Annotated in this window: 20 protein-coding genes; 14 read left to right on the top strand and 6 right to left on the bottom strand. The window is 70.7% G+C overall.

Annotation, left to right across the window (positions count from 1 at the left end; all coding sequences use genetic code 11):
- Positions 1 to 87: 87 nt before the first annotated feature.
- Both pgm and SCNRRL3882_RS01290 read left to right on the top strand, forming a co-directional pair.
- Positions 88 to 1,728 carry a phosphoglucomutase (alpha-D-glucose-1,6-bisphosphate-dependent) gene (pgm, locus tag SCNRRL3882_RS01295; protein WP_010033642.1) on the top strand — a complete coding sequence of 547 codons (1,641 nt, stop codon included), beginning with the start codon at positions 88 to 90 and terminating at the stop codon, positions 1,726 to 1,728.
- Between the two features lie 44 nt (positions 1,729 to 1,772).
- Positions 1,773 to 2,060, top strand: a complete 288-nt coding sequence (locus SCNRRL3882_RS01290; RefSeq protein WP_010033654.1) for a zinc-ribbon domain-containing protein — start codon at positions 1,773 to 1,775, stop codon at positions 2,058 to 2,060.
- Between the two features lie 33 nt (positions 2,061 to 2,093).
- Here the strand turns inward: SCNRRL3882_RS01290 and SCNRRL3882_RS01285 are convergent, their stop codons facing one another.
- A complete protein-coding gene (locus tag SCNRRL3882_RS01285) occupies positions 2,094 to 2,813 on the bottom strand; it encodes an ArsR/SmtB family transcription factor (protein WP_029180743.1) in 720 nt (239 codons plus the stop codon).
- Between the two features lie 66 nt (positions 2,814 to 2,879).
- Here SCNRRL3882_RS01285 and SCNRRL3882_RS01280 point away from each other — a divergent pair, with 66 nt between their 5' ends.
- The 3 genes from SCNRRL3882_RS01280 (at position 2,880) to SCNRRL3882_RS01270 (ending at position 5,431) form a co-directional block, all read left to right on the top strand.
- Positions 2,880 to 3,509 carry a flavin reductase family protein gene (locus tag SCNRRL3882_RS01280; RefSeq protein WP_029180744.1) on the top strand — a complete coding sequence of 210 codons (630 nt, stop codon included), beginning with the start codon at positions 2,880 to 2,882 and terminating at the stop codon, positions 3,507 to 3,509.
- A 145-nt stretch (positions 3,510 to 3,654) separates the two neighbouring features.
- The gene (locus tag SCNRRL3882_RS01275; RefSeq protein WP_010033658.1) at positions 3,655 to 4,137 is read left to right on the top strand and encodes an SRPBCC family protein; all 483 of its coding nucleotides are present in this window, start codon (positions 3,655 to 3,657) and stop codon (positions 4,135 to 4,137) included.
- Positions 4,138 to 4,423: 286 nt separating this feature from the next.
- Positions 4,424 to 5,431 (top strand): trypsin-like serine peptidase, encoded by a 1,008-nt coding sequence (locus tag SCNRRL3882_RS01270; RefSeq protein ID WP_010033661.1) that lies wholly within the window; start codon positions 4,424 to 4,426, stop codon positions 5,429 to 5,431.
- A gap of 115 nt (positions 5,432 to 5,546) precedes the next feature.
- On the opposite strand, the gene SCNRRL3882_RS01265 is transcribed toward SCNRRL3882_RS01270, so the two are convergent.
- Positions 5,547 to 6,410 carry an LLM class flavin-dependent oxidoreductase gene (locus tag SCNRRL3882_RS01265; protein ID WP_010033664.1) on the bottom strand — a complete coding sequence of 288 codons (864 nt, stop codon included), beginning with the start codon at positions 6,408 to 6,410 and terminating at the stop codon, positions 5,547 to 5,549.
- Between the two features lie 151 nt (positions 6,411 to 6,561).
- Between SCNRRL3882_RS01265 and SCNRRL3882_RS01260 the strand changes: the two genes are divergently transcribed.
- From SCNRRL3882_RS01260 to SCNRRL3882_RS01245, 4 genes are all read left to right on the top strand, one after another.
- On the top strand, positions 6,562 to 8,046 hold the full coding sequence (locus SCNRRL3882_RS01260) for a cytochrome P450 (RefSeq protein WP_010033667.1): 1,485 nt from the start codon (positions 6,562 to 6,564) through the stop codon (positions 8,044 to 8,046).
- A gap of 167 nt (positions 8,047 to 8,213) precedes the next feature.
- Positions 8,214 to 8,804 carry a HEAT repeat domain-containing protein gene (locus tag SCNRRL3882_RS40665; protein WP_010033670.1) on the top strand — a complete coding sequence of 197 codons (591 nt, stop codon included), beginning with the start codon at positions 8,214 to 8,216 and terminating at the stop codon, positions 8,802 to 8,804.
- Positions 8,753 to 9,286, top strand: a complete 534-nt coding sequence (locus SCNRRL3882_RS40660; protein ID WP_010033672.1) for a hypothetical protein — start codon at positions 8,753 to 8,755, stop codon at positions 9,284 to 9,286. Before SCNRRL3882_RS40665 ends, SCNRRL3882_RS40660 begins: the two co-directional genes overlap by 52 nt.
- 142 nt (positions 9,287 to 9,428) lie before the next feature.
- A complete protein-coding gene (locus SCNRRL3882_RS01245; RefSeq protein WP_010033675.1) occupies positions 9,429 to 10,100 on the top strand; it encodes a hypothetical protein in 672 nt (223 codons plus the stop codon).
- A 77-nt stretch (positions 10,101 to 10,177) separates the two neighbouring features.
- Here the strand turns inward: SCNRRL3882_RS01245 and SCNRRL3882_RS01240 are convergent, their stop codons facing one another.
- Together SCNRRL3882_RS01240 and SCNRRL3882_RS01235 are read right to left on the bottom strand one after the other, a co-directional pair.
- Positions 10,178 to 10,768 (bottom strand): PadR family transcriptional regulator, encoded by a 591-nt coding sequence (locus tag SCNRRL3882_RS01240; protein WP_010033677.1) that lies wholly within the window; start codon positions 10,766 to 10,768, stop codon positions 10,178 to 10,180.
- Between the two features lie 27 nt (positions 10,769 to 10,795).
- Positions 10,796 to 11,674, bottom strand: coding sequence for a hypothetical protein (locus tag SCNRRL3882_RS01235; protein WP_010033678.1), 879 nt, complete (start codon positions 11,672 to 11,674; stop codon positions 10,796 to 10,798).
- A 287-nt stretch (positions 11,675 to 11,961) separates the two neighbouring features.
- On the opposite strand from SCNRRL3882_RS01235, the gene SCNRRL3882_RS01230 reads away from it, so the two are divergent.
- Both SCNRRL3882_RS01230 and SCNRRL3882_RS42180 read left to right on the top strand, forming a co-directional pair.
- The gene (locus SCNRRL3882_RS01230; protein ID WP_010033681.1) at positions 11,962 to 12,525 is read left to right on the top strand and encodes a snapalysin family zinc-dependent metalloprotease; all 564 of its coding nucleotides are present in this window, start codon (positions 11,962 to 11,964) and stop codon (positions 12,523 to 12,525) included.
- Between the two features lie 61 nt (positions 12,526 to 12,586).
- Complete coding sequence (locus tag SCNRRL3882_RS42180) at positions 12,587 to 12,721, top strand: SCO3870 family protein (protein ID WP_331852803.1); 135 nt, start codon at positions 12,587 to 12,589, stop codon at positions 12,719 to 12,721.
- Positions 12,722 to 12,805: 84 nt separating this feature from the next.
- Here the strand turns inward: SCNRRL3882_RS42180 and SCNRRL3882_RS01220 are convergent, their stop codons facing one another.
- Entirely contained in the window at positions 12,806 to 13,543 is a 738-nt protein-coding gene (locus SCNRRL3882_RS01220) for a transporter substrate-binding domain-containing protein (protein ID WP_010033687.1), read from the bottom strand.
- A 94-nt stretch (positions 13,544 to 13,637) separates the two neighbouring features.
- Positions 13,638 to 14,867: a GNAT family N-acetyltransferase gene (locus tag SCNRRL3882_RS01215; RefSeq protein ID WP_010033689.1), complete on the bottom strand. Its 1,230-nt coding sequence runs from the start codon at positions 14,865 to 14,867 to the stop codon at positions 13,638 to 13,640.
- A 173-nt stretch (positions 14,868 to 15,040) separates the two neighbouring features.
- On the opposite strand from SCNRRL3882_RS01215, the gene SCNRRL3882_RS01210 reads away from it, so the two are divergent.
- From SCNRRL3882_RS01210 to SCNRRL3882_RS41285, 3 genes are all read left to right on the top strand, one after another.
- Entirely contained in the window at positions 15,041 to 15,655 is a 615-nt protein-coding gene (locus SCNRRL3882_RS01210) for a dihydrofolate reductase family protein (protein ID WP_010033691.1), read from the top strand.
- A 212-nt stretch (positions 15,656 to 15,867) separates the two neighbouring features.
- Entirely contained in the window at positions 15,868 to 18,465 is a 2,598-nt protein-coding gene (gene rph, locus SCNRRL3882_RS01205; protein WP_010033699.1) for a rifamycin-inactivating phosphotransferase, read from the top strand.
- Positions 18,462 to 18,767, top strand: a complete 306-nt coding sequence (locus tag SCNRRL3882_RS41285) for a DNA-binding protein (protein WP_010033701.1) — start codon at positions 18,462 to 18,464, stop codon at positions 18,765 to 18,767. Before rph ends, SCNRRL3882_RS41285 begins: the two co-directional genes overlap by 4 nt.
- Positions 18,768 to 18,808: the final 41 nt, after the last annotated feature.

Here is an 18,808-nt window from a genome sequence, read left to right as displayed (position 1 = left end):
AGCGGTGCCCCTCTCGCGCGTCACGGCTGTGACGAGGAAGGATGAGAGCGCAAGCGAAGGATCACACCCATGTGGAGGAGCGGGCCCATGCAGCACGAGCGAGCGGGCAGTCCGGCCGGTCCCGAAGATCTCGTCGATGTCGCTCGGCTGGTCACCGCGTACTACGCGCTCCACCCCGACCCGGACGACCCGGGGCAGCGCGTCACGTTCGGGACCTCCGGACACCGCGGTACCTCACTGGCCGGCGCGTTCAACGACGACCACATCGCCGCGACCAGCCAGGCCATCTGCGAGTACCGCACGGCCCAGGGCACCGACGGCCCGCTGTTCCTGGGCGCCGACACCCACGCCCTGTCGGAGCCCGCGCGGGTCACCGCGCTGGAGGTGTTCGCCGCCAACGAGGTGACGGTGCTGATCGACGAGGCGGACGGCTACACGCCGACCCCGGCCGTCTCACACGCCATCCTCACCCACAACCGGGGCCGCACCACCGGCCTCGCGGACGGCGTCGTCGTCACCCCGTCCCACAACCCGCCCGGAGACGGAGGGTTCAAGTACAACCCGCCCAGCGGCGGCCCCGCCGCCTCCGACGCGACCTCCTGGATCCAGGACCGGGCGAACGAGATCATCCGCGGCGGTCTGAAGGACGTACGGCGCATCCCCCACGCCCGGGCCCTCGCCGCGCCCACCACCGGCCGCTACGACTTCCTGGGCACCTACGTCACCGACCTGCCCGGCGTGCTCGACCTGGACGCCATCCGCGCGGCCGGTGTGCGCATCGGGGCGGACCCGCTGGGTGGGGCGTCCGTCGCCTACTGGGGCCGGATCGCCGAACAGCACGGTCTCGACCTCACCGTGGTCAACCCGTACACCGATCCCACCTGGCGGTTCATGACGCTGGACTGGGACGGCAAGATCCGCATGGACTGCTCGTCGCCGTACGCGATGGCCTCGCTCATCGAGCAGCGCGACCGCTTCGACGTCGCCACCGGCAACGACGCCGACGCCGACCGGCACGGCATCGTCACCCCCGACGCGGGCCTGATGAACCCCAACCACTACCTCGCCGTCGCGATCTCCTATCTGTACGCCCACCGCGACCGCTGGCCTGCCGCCGCCGGTGTCGGCAAGACCCTGGTGTCCTCCGCCATGATCGACCGGGTCGCCGCCGACCTGGGCCGCGAACTGGCCGAGGTGCCCGTCGGGTTCAAGTGGTTCGTCGACGGACTGGTCGGCGGCACCATCGGCTTCGGCGGGGAGGAGTCGGCCGGGGCGTCCTTCCTGCGCCGGGACGGCTCGGTGTGGACCACGGACAAGGACGGCATCATCCTGGCGCTGCTCGCCTCCGAGATCACGGCGGTGACCGGGAAGACCCCCTCGGAGCACTACGCCGCACTGACCGCCCGCTTCGGCGAACCGGCGTACGCGCGGATCGACGCCCCGGCGTCCCGCGAGGAGAAGGCCCTGCTCGCCAGGCTCTCCCCGGCCCAGGTCAGCGCGGACACCCTGGCCGGGGACGCGGTCACGGCGGTGCTCACCGAGGCCCCCGGCAACGGCGCACCCATCGGCGGTATCAAGGTGGCCACCGACAACGCCTGGTTCGCGGCCCGCCCCTCGGGCACCGAGGACGTGTACAAGATCTACGCCGAGTCCTTCCGCGGCCCGGACCACCTCCGCCAGGTCCAGGAGGAGGCCAAGACAGTGGTACTGACGGCACTTTCTGCCTGAGCACGGGACACTGGAGGAAGATCCGACCCGGGAAGGACCGTCACGTGATCATCTTCGGCACCAAGGGGTACCTGTACCAGCTGGCGATACTGACGCTGGTCTGCGGCCAGTGCGGCAACCCCGCCGCGCACACGCTCAGGAAGCGCGTCACGAAGTTCACGCTGTTCTTCGTGCCGCTGTTCCCGATCTCTACGAAGTACCTCACGCAGTGCACCTTCTGCGGAGCGGAACAGAAGGTGACCAAGGAACAGGCCGAGCAGTTGCAGGCCCAGAGCGCGAGCGGCGACGGCGCCCAGACGCACGGGCAGCCGCAGCAGCAGCACCGGTTCTGAGCCCGGCCGGGCCTCTCGGGGCGGGGGAGGTGCTCAGCCGGTCGTGAGCACCTCGTCCGCCAGGCCCAGGTGCCGTCGGAAGGCGTCGCGCCCCCGCTCCGTCAGTCGCACGACCCGGGACCCGTCGCCGGGCACGAGCCAGGACGCCTCCAGCGCGCGGTGGAACACGGCGGCGGCCACCGCGCCCGCCAGGTGCGGGCGCTGCTCCGTCCAGTCCAGGCAGGTACGCACATGCGGACGGGCCGCCGCTCCCGCGTCCGCGATCCCGAGACCCGACAGCCATACCGCGCCGGACGCGGTGAGTGCCGGGCCGGACTCCCAGGACAACAGCCCCCGAGCGGTCATGGCATCGGTCATCGCCACGGCGAGGGAGCCGCCGAGATGGTCGTAGCAGACACGGGCGAAGCCGACGGCACGGTGCCGGCGGGCAGCGGTGAGCGAGCGGACCGGGACCAGCCGGCGGGGCGCCCTGGCCGCCAGCGCCTCGATCATCTCCGCGACGCCGGGGTCCGCCAGACGCACATGGCGGTGCCGGCCCCGGCGCTCCTGGGCCAGCAGACCACCGGCCACCAGCCGGTTCAGATGGCTCGTGGCCGTGGACGGCGCGACACCGGCGAGGCGGGCCACCTCGGAGGCCGTCCAGGCACGGCCGTCGAGCAGGGCGAGGCAGATCGCGGCGCGCGTGCGATCGGCCAGGAGCGCGCCCAGCGAGGCGAGATCGGGTTCTTCGGCATGGACGTCGAGGCTGGTCACCGACCGATTGTCCCCGGCCGACACTTCGACGCGCATCGAAACGTCCCGCCCGTAGCGTCCTGGGCCATGACGACCCACACCCACCGAGTGATCCGGCCGAGCGTCCTCTACTTCGGCACGCCCGTCGTGCTGCTGACCACCGAGAACGACGACGGCACCGGCAATCTCGCCCCGATCTCCTCAGCCTGGGCCCTGGGGCAGCACATCGTCCTGGGCATCGGCAGCGAGAGCCGGACCGTGCGCAACCTCGCCCAGCGCCCGGAACTCGTGATCAACATCGCTTCGCCCGAGCTGTGGGAGCACGTGGAACGACTCGCCCCGCTCACCGGCGCCGACCCGGTACCGGAGGCCAAGCGGGCGCTCTACCGCTACGAGCCGGACAAGTTCGCGGCGGCCGGGCTCACCCCGGTCGCCGCCGACCTCGTGAAGCCGCCGCGCGTCGCCGAGTGCGCCCTCCAACTGGAGGCCCGGGCTGCCGCGCTGACGCCCGGCGGAGCGGGTCTCTTCTTCAGCGTCGAGTGCGAGGTGTTGCGCGTCCACGCCGCCGACCGCGTCGTCGTACCCGGCACCCACCACATCGACCCGGCCGTCTGGAGCCCCCTCATCTACAACTTCCGCCACTACCACGGCCTGGCCCCAGAAGTCGGCCACGGCTTCCGCTCGGAGACGGCCAGGGCGACCGCCCCCGCCGTCTGACCCTCCCACGCCGTGACTTCCTTTCCCCGACGGCACGCGACCGTGTGGCAACCGGAAGATCCCGGGTACTCGTCCGCCACGGGCCCGGACCTGTGTGTGGGCCGATGGGCCTCCAGCAGTCGATCAGGAAAACGGAGGCATACAGATGAGCACCGTCAAGGAAACCGTGGAAGTCGACGTTCCCGTCCACACCGCGTACAACCAGTGGACCCAGTTCGAGGAGTTTCCGAACTTCATGGAGGGCGTCGAGGAGGTAAGGCAGCTCGACGACCGTCACAACCACTGGACCACCAAGATCGGCGGAGTACGGCGCGAGTTCGACACCGAGATCGTCGACCAGCTGCCCGACGAGCGCGTCACATGGCGCACGACCAGCGGAGACACCAACCAGAAGGGCTCGGTCCGCTTCGAGCGCGTCGACGACACCCACACCCGCGTGGAGCTCGTGCTGGACGTCGAGCCCAGCGGAGCCGTGGAGAAGGCCGGGGACATGCTCGGAACGATCGACCGGCGGGTCAAGGGCGACATGAAGCGCTTCAAGCAGTACATCGAGGAGCGCGGAGCCGAGTCCGGCGCCTGGCGCGGCCGTATCCAGCCCGGCGGCGGCACCGGCCCCACCCCCCTCTGACACCCGGGGCCCCGCTCACCCGGACCCGGCCTCCACCACAGACCCGGTGGAGGCCGGGTTCTTTTGTGCCCGGGTCCGACGCCGACCGGGGCCTCGACATGCCCGCATCCCGATGCGCCCGTGTCCCCGACGCGGGGAATGTGTGGCGTTTTCGGTCATCTCGATGGCATGCACCTGTCCAAATCGTTCTCCCGGTGGCACGCTGCCCTCTGGTTCGCAGTGACACCCCTGCCTGACCGGGTGGCTGAGCCCCCACCGCCCGGCCCCCACAGCAGAAGGAGACCGCGTGACAGGCACACTCCGTAGCCTTCGCCCCTCCGGCAGCGGCACCCGTGTTCGTCGCACCGCCCTCGGCGCACTCGCCGGCGTCGCCGCACTGCTGGCGACCGGCGTCGCCGCCACACCGGCGAGCGCCGCGCCCGACCCGGGAGCGGTGGCGCCCTCGGCGCGGGAACGCGCCCTCGCGTTCTGGACCCCGCAGCGGATGCGCGAGGCCACCCCGCTCGACGTCCTGTCCGTCGACCGTTCCGACGTGCAGGCCTCGGCACCCCGCAAGGGCAAGGCGACCGTCGTGGCACCCAGCACGCCCGCCGCCGACCCCGGTCCCCTGGCGATACCCAACGGCGGCGGCCCCTGGACAGGGGGCGGCGCGGTGACCAAGACCGCGGGGCGGGTGTTCTTCACCTACCAGGGACGCACCGCCTCCTGCTCCGGCAACGCCGTCACCAGCGCGAACAAGAGCACCGTGATCACCGCGGGCCACTGCGTGAAGCTGGAGGGGGCCTGGCACACCAACTGGGTGTTCGCGCCCGGCTACCACGACGGGCAGACCCCGTACGGGAAATGGACGGCGGCCAAGACCCTCTCCACACCGCAGTGGACGGCCAGTGAGGACATCAACTACGACATCGGCGCGGCCGTGGTCGCCCCTCTGGACGGAAAGAAGCTGACCGACGTCGTCGGCGGCCAGGGCCTGGCCTTCAACACCGGCTACAACAAGGCCATGTACGCCTTCGGCTTCCCGGCCGCCGCTCCCTACGACGGCGAGAAGTTCATCTACTGCAGCGGCACGACCTACCGGGACTTCCTGCTGTCCAGCGACCACGGTCTGACCTGCGACATGACCGGCGGCTCCAGCGGCGGCCCGTGGTTCACCCAGTTCGACGAGGCCACCGGGACCGGCTTGCAGTCCTCGGTGAACAGCTTCAAGTACAACTTCCTGCCCAACGCCATGTACGGCCCGTACTTCGGCGCGGACGCGCAGAACCTGTACCAGAGCGCCCAGTCGTCCTGAGCCTGGGGCAGCCGGGAGCCGGGTCCTCCTCCGGACGGTGGGGAGGCCCGGCTCCCGGGCGTCGCCGCGCAGGCGGAACCGGCCACCCAGGGGTGGGTGAGGGTGCGCCGGCGGTTCAGCCGGTCGCCTCGGCGAGCAGTCCCACCTGCTCCAGCCCCGACGCCGCGGGTACGAAGATGAGTTCGTCACAGCCGGCCGCGGCGAACGAGTCGGCGTACGACGTCACCATCTCCGCACTCACCGCGGCACTCGCCGCGATCTGGGCGGCGGCGTCGCCGAGGAAGCCGTAGTAGTGCTGGAGGTAGTCGTCCGCATGGGCCCGGGCGTCCGGGCCGAGCGCGAAGTACGCCAGCGCCAGCTTGCGCGGCGCGCCGCTACGCCCCGCCTCCTTCCACGCCGCATCGACACCGGCCGACGCCTCGGCGAACATCTCCGGCGTGCCACCGCCCATGATCCAGCCGTCGGCCAGCCGGGCCACCCGCCGGAAGCTCGCCTGGGTCGACCCGCCCAGGACGAGCTCGGGACCACCCTCACGCACGGGTTCCGGCCCGATCGCACCGGCGACCCCCCGCTCCTCGCCCGACCAGACGCGTTTCATCTCCGCCAGCTGTTCCTCAAGCCGGCGCCCCCTGCCCTCGGTCGGCAGACCGCTCGCCGCGAAGTCGTCGTCACGCCCGCCCAGACCCACACCGAGCACGAACCGCCCACCGGAGAGCCGGTCGACCGAGGCCGCCTGCTTCGCCAGCAGCGCGCTGTTCGTGTACAGCGGCCCCAGCAGCACGCTCGTCGTCAGCCGGATCCGGCTGGTGACCGCCGCTGCCGCACTCAGCGCGACCAGCTCCTCGTACCCCGGGTAGACCAGCCGTCCGATCGTCCCGAGCGTGCTGAACCCCGCCTCCTCGGCCCGCCGGGCCCACTCCACGAGAACCGAACCCTCGGTTCCGGGAACCGTGTTGGGAAGGCCTATACCGATGTCCATCTCCACCTCCGGTCTTGAGAGGGGGAGCACCTACCCACCCGGTGCCGGGCGAACCGGATGTGACGCACTGATCACCGAGAGAGGGAATTCCGCGATAGCGCGGTGGGCATGCATCGATCGTTTGTCGCCCCCACAAGGAGTGAAACCGGCCATGAACGCTCCCGCGACGTCCCCCACCCGCACCGCCCCCGGAGCCCTCCCTCTCGTCGGCCACGGCCTTCAACTCGCCCGCAGCCCCCTGCCGTTCATCAGCTCCCTGCGCGCGCACGGACCCGTGGTGCGCATACGGATAGGCCCCACCCCGGCCTACGTCGTCACCGATCCCGCCCTGACCCGCAAGGTCCTGGTGACCGACGCCGCGCACTACGCCAAGGGCGGCAAGATAATCGACGCCCTGCGGGTCTTCTTCGGCGACGGGCTCGCCACGATCGCGGACGGCGACGCCCACCTGCGCAACCGGCGTCTGATGCAGCCCATGTTCAACAAGGCGCACATCGCCGGCCGCGGCGACGCCATGATCGAGCAGGTGACGGCCATGGTCGGCGCATGGCCCGAGGCGCGGCCCCGCGATGTGTACGAGGACATGAACGAAGTCACGCTCGCGGCCTTCCTCGTCGCCCTGTTCGGCGCGGACCTGCCCGAGCACCTGGAGGGCGAGTTCACCGCGCTGATGCCGGAGATCATGAAGGGAACGATCCGGCAGACCATCCTCCCGCCCTGGGTCACCAGGCTGCCGCTGCCCGCCAACCGGGCGCACGCGCAGCGCGTGGCCCGTCTGCGCGCCCTCATCGACCAGGCCATCGACCACCGCGCGAGCCGGGGGACCGGCACCTACTCCGGCGCCCAAACGGTCCCGGACACCGCAGGGTGCCCGCACGCGGCGGCCCGCGAGCAGCAGACCGGCCTCTTCGACACTCTGCTGACCGCCGAGGACCCGCTGACCCGCCAGCAGCTCCAGGACGAGGCCATCACCCTGCTGACCGGAGCGATCGAGACCACCGGGACCACGCTGGCCTGGACGCTGTACGAGATCTCCCGTCATCCGCGGATCGAACGGCGGCTGCGCGAGGAACTCGCCACCGTCTGTGGTGACCGCCCCCTGCGCTACGGCGACCTCGAACACCTCCCGTACGCCCGCCAGGTGTTGCAGGAAGCCATCCGCAAGTACGGGCCGGCCTGGCTGGTGACCCGGACCGCCACGCGCGACATGGACCTGGGCGGGCACCTCGTGCCCCAGGGCGCCGACGTGGTCTGGAGCCCCTACCTCCACCAGCACGACCCCGACGTGTTCGCCGGCCCCGACGCCTTCGACCCGGACCGCTGGACACCCGAGAACGTGTCGGCCACGCGCGGCTCGTTCCTCGCCTTCGGCGACGGCCGCCGCAAGTGCATCGGGGAGAACTTCGCCTGGGCCGAACTCCAGATCATCCTCGCGACCGTCCTGAGGACCTGGCAGTCCTTCGAACTCACCTCCCCGGCGCCCCGGCCCCAGGCCGTGGTCACGGTCAAACCGGACCGCCTGACCATGGAGTTCCGCCGGAAGGCGGCAACCGCGCAGCCCACGAGCGGCAGCCCGTCCCACGAGGTGATCGTTCCGGACCCCGGCCCGGACACCCCCACACCGTCCGGCAGTTGACACCACCGAGCGGCAGCAGGACCCGCACCGGATCCGCCCGCCGTCACCGGGCAACCTTCCCCCGGCTCGAAGGTCTCCCTCCCGGAGATGGCCATGGGACCGGACCGTCAGATCGCTTTCTTCCTGCGCGAGTCGGCGGCACCGGACTGGAGCGGCGCGCGGCGGCGGTGAAGGGGCTGGGCAGGACGGGCGGGGCCGGGTACGTCCGCGTCCTCACCGAGGCGGCCGGCGACCCCGCGCCCCGGGTGCGCGCGGCCGCCGCCCTGGCCCTGGGCCGGCTCGGGAACCCCGCGGCGGGCTCCGAGGTGCTGCTCCCGCTGATGGAGGACGCGGACCCGCGCGTACGGCGCAGAGCCTCGGTCGCCGCCAGGCGGCTGGGACTCGAAGGCCCCGCTGTCACAGAGGCCTCCGCACGGCCGCTGTCCGACCCGGACCGCCACCTGCGGATCAACGCCCTGGACGGCCTGGCCGCGCTGGGCGTACCCGGGGACGTCACGGCCCTGGCCGCGCTGCTCGGTGACCCGGACTCCACCGTGTGGGGGCGCGCCCGGAGCCCCGTGAACCGGCTCAGGGACGACACAGCTGTGCGGGCGGAGGTGATCAGCACCGCCCGCCAGGGACCGGGCACCGCCCGCGTGCGGGCCCTGGACCTGCTGCCGGACCGCTGCACCGAGCAGCTCCTCGACTCGCTGCTCACGGGACGGAGGTGGCCGCATACCTGCTGCGCCGCCTCGGAACCCTGGGCGACGAGCGGGTGACCGGACCGGCGGTGCGGTGGCTGCGCGACCCCGAAGCCGGGGCATCGGCCGCACGCGCCTTGGCGGAAGCGGCCCCGGCCACGGCCGCCGCCCACCTGCGCACGGTCATGGCCGACCGCACCGTCCACCCCCGCCCCCGGGCCGCCGCGGCCACGGCCGTCGGGGCCGGCGGCGGATGGGACGCCGTCTGGCTGCTGCTGCCCCTGCTGGACGACCCCGACGACGAGGTGCGCGCCGGTGTGATCGACGGTCTGGGAGAACTCGTCGGGAACGGGCTCCGCTTCTGGGAACGCCGTCCTGTGGCGGGCCCTGGTCGCCGTTCTCGCCGCCGGCGGACAGCACACCTGGCGGGCACGCAACGCCCTCGACGGGGACTGCCGCCGACCAACCGGTTCGCGCCTTCACCTGCACCGGCGAGACGAGGTCCACTGCGTCCTTCAACTGCCTTGCTGACCCTGTCTATGACTGCTCATCATTTGTGAAATCAATTACAACTTTGCTTTTCCTTGGTGTAGATGGGCTGCGGTTTACGTGAGCCTCATGGGCACCAGGCGGTGACTGAACACCCTCGTAACAGGAGGGTGCGGTCGCCGTCCCCCCATGCAAGGACGAGAGGCACCAACAATGACGAAGAACCGCACCCGGCGGTACGGCAGCCGCACGCTGGTGTTGACGGCGACCGCGCTCGGAGTGATCGCGACGGCCGTCCCCGCAGCGGCCGAGGAACAGCCCACCGCGCAGCAGATCATGGCCGACTGCGCGTCCGGGGAAGGCAAGTGCACCTTCAACACCCCGCACATCGGCCGGGCTTACCTCGGCGAGCCCCGCCAGGTCTCCGAACTCCTCTACAACTGCACGGACTCGGCCGCCTCCCAGTCGATGTCCTGGGCCGACACCGTGGGCTCCTCCCACTCGGTGGGCGGCTCGGTCACCGTGGGCGGAGGCATCGAAGGCATCATCACGGCCAGCGTGACCGCGACGTACAACTACACGTGGCAGAGCTCGCACACCGAGACGAGCTCCTTCACCGTGAACGTGCGGCCCGGAGAGGTCGGCTGGATTTCCCGCGCCCAGGTGATGCAGCAGATATCCGGCACGTGGCAGACCCACTACGACGACCCCAAGTGGGGCCACTACTACTGGTTCGTCCCCGACGTGGTCACCGGCCCGGCCCCGAACGGCACGGACGGCAAGCACAGCGCGGTCGTGGTCAAGTCCCGCAAGATGACGCCCGAGGAAAAGAAGCTGTGCTCCACCGGATCCACCCAGGACAAGCTCTTCACCCGCAGCAGCTGATCCGGCCCAGCTCGCCCGGGCGGGAGAACCGCGGCTTCCTCCGCTACGAGATCGCCGATCGGGAACCCGGCCGCCCGTCACTCTGATCGGTCGGCGTGCAACCTTCGCCAGAACGCACCGAACTCGGGACCACCCTCTGTGACCAGGTGCCGGAAACGCCGAAGGAACCGCAGCTCCGCCTCGGTCTGGCCGAGGCGGTACTCGTGCTCGATGAGCCACAGCGGGTCGATGTCCGACTTCGCGAGACGGCCTCGCAGCTCCGCGACCTGTTCCTCCAGGGCCCCTCGGCGTTGGTCGAGCAGGTCGGTGACCTCGTCCGGCGGCAGCACCGCGATGAGGGCGAGCGCCGCCTCGAAGCGGGGGTACTCCTTGGCGGGGACGGCCACCAACTCCCGCATGCGGTCGCGGAGTTCCGTGGCGCCCGCATCAGTGAGGCGGTAGACGGTGCGCTCGGGGCGCTGCCCCTCGCGCGCCGTCTGATGCGCCTCGATGTACCCGTCGCGGCTGAGCTGGTCGACGACCATGTAGAGCGAGGCGTGCCGGTACTTGATGCTCTCCTGCACCTTGCGCTGCTTGAGGACCTTGCCCAGCTCGTAGGGGTGCATGGGACGTTCCACGAGGTATGCGAGCACGGCGAGGGCCAGCGGGTTACTGACGTGCCTGCCCATGCGTTGCCTCCTCGAACCGCCCTCAGCCTACGCCCGGACCGCGGTCGCTCGCCGCGTGGGGCGAGCGGCCTGCCGGCGGCCGCGTCGCGTCTTGCCGCCGGGCTTGTAGAGGGAGAGCAGCAGCGCGGCGATCAAGCTGAAGAGAGCGGTGGCGAAGCCCCACAGCACGACGTCCGCGTTCGCGCCGACCTGCGCGACGGTGCCGCCGGTACGCAGGAGCCGCTCCGACTGCTCGACGGCGGTCACCACGGCGTCGTGCAGGAAGCCGAACGCCATGACGAGGATGCCGACGGAGATCCCCAGCTTGACGGCCACCCAGCGGTACCTGATCAGGCCCCACTTGGTGGTGAGGCCGAGCGCGATGCCGGTGAGTGTGGTGGCGACGTTGGCCCACGGCAGCAGAGTCTGGTCGAACTCCTCCATGAGCTCGTACGTGACGTGCGCCGTGTGGAGATCCGTCGTGGTGAGGGCGACGACGGAGAGCGCGACGAAGACGACGCCGATCCCCACCCAGGCGGCCGAGCTCACGACGTGCGCGGCGACGAGCGCCTTGCGCGGCCTCTTGGGCAACTGCCCGGCGAGCAGGGAGAGTGCGGAGACGGCGAGCCAGGAGGCGAGGAGGAGCGCGGCGATGTCGCCGACAAGGAAGCCGTTGACGAGCGCCAGCAGCACCTGCAGCCAGCCGATCCCGAGCAGGACGGCCCGCGGGGTACGGGGGCGCACGGTGACCAGCACGGTGAGGATGCCGGTGACGAGGGCGATGGCGTACCAGAGGGGAGTGCGCCACTCAGGCAGGACGGGCGGAAAGAGCGGCGGCACCTGCGTCATGAGCAGGGCGAACGCGGCGTGGACGCACAGGAGATTGCGGGCGCTGGTCGGTATGGGAGCCGGGGAGTTGGCCGACATGGGCGGGTCCTCCGATCAAGGTGGATAGTCGATATCGACTAGTCGTCATCGACCATAACGACGCACGTGACCGACCACGAGACACACGCAGGCAACTCCGGGATGAGGCGGGGTAACCCCTAGGGGCTACCTGCGGACCGGCTGCTCTTGGGCACCGCGGTCGACGCCAGGTGCGGCGCATCGAGCCGGGAACACCTCGGGTTGACGGATTCACCTCCACTCCCGCCGGGCAGTGAGCCAGAGAATGTCATGAGCACGACTGCCCTTCCCCCACAAGGAGGTCGATCATGTACGTCCGTACGCTGGCCGGCGGCCTGGCCGCCGCCCTGGTGGTGTCCTTGTCCCTGACCGGTGGCCAGGCCGTGGCCGCTCCCCCCGGCGCGAAGGATGCGACCCTGGCCCCTCGTGTCCTCATCTACGACGCCGGTGGCTCCGCGGAGTTCAGGAGCGCGGTCGACCGGGGCGCGGCGATCTGGAACGAGAGCGTCGACGCCGTCGAGCTGCGGCCGGCCGCAGCCGGGCAACGCGCGAACATACGGGTCCTCGCGGACAACGGCTGGCCGCGCGCGCTGCCCACCACCCTGGGCAACGGAACCGTCTACATCGGGCGCCAGGCCGTCGACCAGGGCTACGACACCATCCGAATCTCCGCCCACGAACTCGGGCACATCCTGGGCCTGCCCGACCGCAAGCCCGGACCGTGCTCGAGCCTGATGTCCGGCTCCAGCGCGGGCACCGCGTGCACGAACCCGTATCCGAACGCGGCGGAGAAGACAGAGGTCGAGGAGAACTTCGGCGGCGGCCTCGTGGGGCGGGCCCCGGCGGCGCGTACCGAGGTGATCATGGACTGACCGGCACCCGGCCTCGGGCGTCGCGACGCTTGCAGGGTCGGTCCTGATCGGTCGTCTGGTCTTGCAGTTGCGCGCGGACGGTTACGCGCAGTACGTGGAGTCCGTGGCCGCTTTCAGCGCCCTGATGTATGTCACCGCGGCTCTGGTCGTGGTGACATGGGTCCGGGACGGTCGTCCGCACTCGAACTCGCACTGACGTTCTCGCGGACGAACGCGGGCGCCGGGCCGATGCCCTGGCGCCCGAGCCGCCGCCGCCCCCGGAGGTCCTGCATGGGGGTGCTCATCCGGCTGAATGATGTTCCGGCCGGGTCGGTGCCGCGAGGGTTTCGGACTGGCCCGCGCGGCGCAGTGACGCCGCGACGAAGCCGTCCGCCTTGAGCTCCTCGACCAGCTCCCGCAGGAACCGTATGGTCTCGGGCCGCCGGGTGGTGGTTGTGCCGACGGCTTGGCGGATCTCCATGAACTCCTTCTCGATCAGCCGCACTTCGGGGTGCGCTGCGGCGTAGGCGGTCATCGGCTGCCGGATGCCCGCGCCCGCCTCCAGGTGTTGCTCGGTGAAGGCGCCGATACCGTCGTTGCCGCGAACCAGGGTGGCGTGGCGCAGGGTTCGGGTGAGGTACAGGTCGTAGGCCGATCCGGCTTTCACGCCGATGCGGATGCCCGGCGCGTCGACGTCCTCGGGCGTGTTCAGGTCGGAGTCCTGGGGCACGGCGTACACGCCCTCGATGAGAACGTACGGGGCGGTGAAGGCGACCTCCGTCTCGCGGGCGGGCTCGATCGCGAGGAAGCAGACGTCGGCCCGCCCACCGGCCATCGCCTCGAACGAGGCGCGCGCGGCGTCGAAGCAGAGGAACTCCACGGGCACACCGAGCCGGGCCGCGATCTCCCGCGCGAGATCGACGGTGATGCCGCTGGGTGCTTGCGGCGTGCCTTGGGCAAGGACGGGATTGCCGAGGTTGATGGAGGCGCGCAGGACACCGGTGGGCGCGAGATCGGCGGCGAGAGACGGAAGGATCATGCCGCGAGTGTAGGTTCCTGGACCGGCATCCAGACCGGGTTCAGACGCAGATCCTGCCCGAGCCGAAACCCCGGGCTCGGGTCTGCGAGCGCGGTCAGAACCAGTGCAGGCAGTGCGGGGAGCGGTCGGCGCGGAAGAGGGCGTCAGCGAGAGTGGCCGCGCCCGGGCGGTGGGCCTGGACGTGTCCGGCACGTACGAGTGTGCTCGGGGCGGTGCCGCCGAGGTAGATGGAGCCCAGGTCGCTCGCGTCCAGGGACAGGTCGGGCTCCCGGTCCGTCGGGACGCAGTCGGCCTTTCCGTCCCGGACGGCCAGCAGGTAGCGGCCGTGTTCGCCGAGGAAGGAGTCCTCGACATCGAGGACGAGCTCGCCGTCCATGAACCAGCCCCGCGCAGTCAGAGCACGTGGGACGTCCAGCAGCCGCACCCAGAGCCAGTCCATGTCGCCGCTCACCTCGCCGGCGCGGAAGTCCGCCAACTGCCAGCGCAGCGGGTGATCGGGCGGGACGTGCTTCAACACGACCTTGGTGACCAGGTCATGGCCGAGGACGAACCGGGCCAGGGCCGTGAAAACGGCGTCGTCGGCGGCGATGGTCTCGTCGACCGTCAGGGTGCCGGACTCGATCGAGTAGCTGGCGTACCCGTCCGGGACGCCGTCGGCGCCCCGGTGGACGGCAACGTAACGCGGCGCCGGCGAGATCGGGGGCTGCCCCGCGCGCAAGGCCCACCAGCGGTGCGGCCGGGACAGCGCGCCGGGCTGGGCGCGGCGATACCGGTCGTAGACCTCTTCCAGAATCTCGCGGCACTCGGCGCTCCGCAGTACTTCGACCGAGCCGTTGTCGGAGCCGGCCGCTGGTGCCTGGGCCGTTCCGCGCGCTCGGGGAACGGCGAGGGCGGCCTGGCGACGCGGCACCGTCAGCCGCGCCGTGTAGGTCGCCGGTCCGTAGCCGAACCTGCCGTAGATCGGGGCCTCAGAGGCCAGCAGGACGGAGAGGAACTCTCCTCGGGCCCGCAGCTCGGAGAGCTGATGCCGCATCATCGCACTGAGCACGCCCTGGCGCCGGTGCGAGGGCAGGACGCCGACGGCGGTCACCCCGGCGGCCGGGACGAGGGTCTGACCGGGCAGGGTGAGCTCGAAGGAGTGCGCGGCGGCGGTGCCGACGGACCGCCCGTCCGCCGTCAGGGCGAGCAGGCAGCGGTCCATCTCGAGCGCCGACCACCAGAGCCCTCCGCCCTCGGTCGGGGTTTCCGGGAAGAGCCCGAACGCGGCATGCACTGTGTCGACGAAGACGTCGAGATCCTCATCAGTCGTGGGACGGATCTCCATGGCTGCCGCTGCCTCCTCGAAATACCGGCACCACGGCTCGTGGTGTCCGGCCACAGTGCAGCGTTCATCCCTGGCCAGGGCAAGTGAATTACCCGTACGCGTTCGTGGACCGCATCCGGCAGCGCCTCATGCGCAAGCGATGAGTTCGGGCGGCGGATCGGGTCCGCACTGGTATGACTCGAATCATCGCTGACATCTCGGTCTCTCTCGACGGCTTCGTCACCGGGCCCGACCCCGGCCCGGACAGCGGTCTGGGCACCGGCGGCGAGGCCCTGCACACCTGGGCGTTCTCCGACGATCCCGACGATCGCCGGGTCCTGCGCGAGGGGACCGCACGCTCGGGCGCCGTCGTCCTGGGCCGCCGGCTCTTCGACGTGGTGGACGGGCCGAACGGCTGGGACGACGACATCGGCTACGGCGCCGGCGAGGTCGGCAAGCCCGCGTTCGTCGTCGTGACGAGCACGCCGCCGGAGTCGGTGCGGCTCACCGGCCTCGACTGGACGTTCGTCACCACCGGTCTGCCCGACGCGGTCACCGCCGCGCGCGAGCGGGCCCAGGCCGCGTCGTCGGACAGCGGCAAGGAGCTCGACGTCGTCCTCATGGGCGGTGGCGCCACGATCGGCTCGGCACTCGACGCCGGTCTGGTCGATGTGCTGTCGCTGCACCTCGCGCCCGTCGTGCTGGGCGCCGGGACGCCACTGTTCACCGGCGGAGCGCCGCGCACGCTGGTGCAGCGGAGCGTGACCTCGACATCGACAGCGACGCACCTGACCTACGACGTCCTGTGACGACGGTGGTGCCGTGCTCTGCACCAGTCGGCGGACGGCAAAAAGACAAAGGCAAGGAGAGTGCTCTCCTTGCCACTCTCAACGTATAGCGCACTGGGGGGCTTGCGGCAAGACCCGGGTCGTCGCGCAGAATCCTCCGCCGGGGCCACAACCTGCGGAAAGCGGGGGGCGCACGACGTGCGCCCGATCACGGGGGCCACAGAGGGAGCGCAATGACTGAGCAGTACGTGGTGGACCTTCAGGAGATCGACGAGGTTCAGGTCGCGGTCGTCGGCGGCAAGGGCGCACACCTGGGCGAGCTGTCGCGGATCGAAGGCATCCGCGTGCCGGGTGGCTTCTGTGTGACGACGGACGCCTTCCGGCGGATCATGGCGGAAGCACCCGCGATCGACGACCGGCTCGACCGACTGTCGCGCTTGAACCCCGATGACCGGGAGGAGATCCGCGCGCTCAGCGCGCAGATCCGCCGGGCCATCGAAGGGATTGCCGTCCCGGGCGATCTCGCGGCGGCGATCACCCGCGAGCTCACCCGGCTCGGTGAGCGAGCCCCCTACGCCGTCCGGTCCAGCGCGACGGCAGAGGACCTGCCGACGGCCTCCTTCGCCGGCCAGCAGGACACGTACCTGAACGTGGTGGGGCCGACCGCTATCCTCCAGCACGTCAGCCGGTGCTGGGCCTCGCTGTTCACCGAGCGGGCCGTGACCTACCGTCAGCGGAACGGCATCGACCACCGTACGGTCCACATGGCCGTGGTCGTGCAGCAGATGGTCTTCCCGCACGCGGCCGGCATCCTGTTCACGGCCGACCCCGTCACGGGCAACCGGAAGGTCGCCACCGTGGACGCAGGCTTCGGCCTCGGCGAAGCCCTGGTCTCCGGCCTGGTGAACCCGGACGTCTTCACGGTGCGGGACGGTGAAGTGGTCGCCAAGGCGATCGCCGCCAAACAGCGGGCCGTTCACGCGCTCCCGGGCGGCGGTACGCAGGAAGTGGTGATCGACGCGCAGCGGCAGCGGGAGCCCGCGCTGACGGATGCGCAGGTCCTGCGGCTCGTGCAGCTCGGGCGGCGGATCGAAGCGCACCTCGGCCGCCCGCAGGACATCGAATGGTGCCTGGTCGATGATGACTTCCAGATCGTTCAGAGCCGGCCGATCACGACGCTGTTCCCCATCCCGGAGACCGATGACCAGGAGAACCACGTCTACATCTCCGTCGGTCATCAGCAGATGATGACCGATCCCATGAGGCCCCTGGGACTCTCCATGTGGCAACTGACCGCCATGGCACCGATGCACGAGGCCGGCGGGAGGCTGTTCGTCGACGCCACCCGGCGCCTGGCCTCGCCCGCGAGCCGCGCCGCCCTCCTGGACGTCATCGGAAGGGGCGATCCGCTGGTCAGGGACGCGCTGGAGACCGTCCTCGACCGCGATGATTTCGTCCCCTCGCTCCCGGACGCGGGTCCCGGCGGGCCACCGGTCGGCAGCCAGTCCGCCCCGATCGAGACCGATCCGGCCATCGTCACCGAACTGATCGAGCGCAGCGAGGCGTCCATCGCCGCCCTGGAGCGCGACATCCGGACGAAGACCGGACCGGCGCTGTTCGACTTCCTGCTGGAGGCCTTCGAGGAGCACAAGCGAGCCCTCGGTGATCCGCTGAGCATGCAGGTGATCATGGCGGGGATGGAGGCCACCTGGTGGCTCAACGACAAGCTGCAGGAGTGGCTGGGGGAGAAGAACGCGGCTGACACGCTCACGCTGTCCGCCCCCGACAACATCACCTCGGAGATGGGACTGGCGCTGCTCGACGTCGCGGACGTGATCCGCCCGCATCGGGAGGTGGTGGCGTTCCTGCAGGGCGTCGAAGACGAGAACTTCCTGGACGAGCTGGCGAAACTCCCGGGCGGGACCGAAGCACGCGACGCGATCGAGTCCTACCTCGACCGGTACGGAATGCGCTGCGTCGGCGAGATCGACATCACGAGGCCACGCTGGCGCGAGCGCCCCACCACGCTGGTGCCGGTGATCCTCGACAACGTCAGGAACTTCGAGCCGGGAGCCGCCGAGCGGCGCTTCGAGCAAGGGCGGCAGAAGGCGCAGAAGAAGGAACAGGACGTGCTGTCACGCTTGCGGGCCCTGCCGGACGGGGACCGGAAGGCCGACGAGGCCAAGCGGATGATCGACCGGGTCAGAACCTTCATCGGGTACCGGGAATACCCGAAGTACGGCATCGTCAGCCGCTACTTCGTCTACAAGCGGGCCTTGCTGGCGGAGGCCGAGCGCCTCGTGCGGTCCGACGTGCTCCCTGAGAAGGAGGACGTCTTCTACCTCACGTTCCAGGAACTCCACGACGTCGTGCGCTCGCACCAGGTGGATCACCAGCTCATCCAGCAGCGCAAGGACGCGTTCCGGTCGTACCAGGCGCTCACACCGCCCCGGGTCCTCACATCGGAGGGTGAGGCCGTCACCGGGGCGTACCGGCGCGACGACGTGCCGGCCGGCGCCCTGATCGGCCTACCGGTCTCCGCCGGGACCATCGAGGGAAGGGCCCGCGTCATCCTCGACCTGGCCGAGGCCGACCTCGAAGCGGGCGACATCCTGGTCACGACCTTCACGGATCCCAGCTGGTCACCCCTGTTCGTCGGGATCACGGGCCTGGTGACCGAGGTGGGCGGCCTGATGACCCATGGCGCGGTCATCGCCCGGGAGTACGGCTTGCCGGCCGTCGTGGGCGTGGAGCGGGCCACCCGGCTGATCCGGGACGGGCAGCGGATCCGTGTGCACGGAACTGACGGGTACGTCGAGATCCTGCATTGACCGCGCAGAACGCTTCGGCGGCCAACGAGACGGTCGACGCACATGCGCCGCTCACCACGATCAGCACACGCCCGAGGCGGCGTTCAGCGGTCCGTACGGATGCACCGGAAGCCCGGACCGAACCCGCCCTCACGCCCCTCGGGATCAGCCTCCTCGACATCGTCGGTTCCCCGATCGACTGGGCTTCGGCCCATCATGACGAGATCCGTGAGCGCCGCACTCGCTTCGGCCGAGCGACAAACGGAGCCGACGCCGACGAGCGCGACAAGCTCCCGCTCGGGTGCGGCGACGCACGCGGGTGATGAAGGACGTCATCGACGCCGGGGGACACACCGGGATGCCC

This window comes from Streptomyces chartreusis NRRL 3882, assembly GCF_900236475.1.
GTDB classification, from domain to species: domain Bacteria; phylum Actinomycetota; class Actinomycetes; order Streptomycetales; family Streptomycetaceae; genus Streptomyces; species Streptomyces chartreusis_D.
Note: the sequence above shows the minus strand (reverse complement) of the source record. Positions and strands in the feature narration are given on the sequence as shown.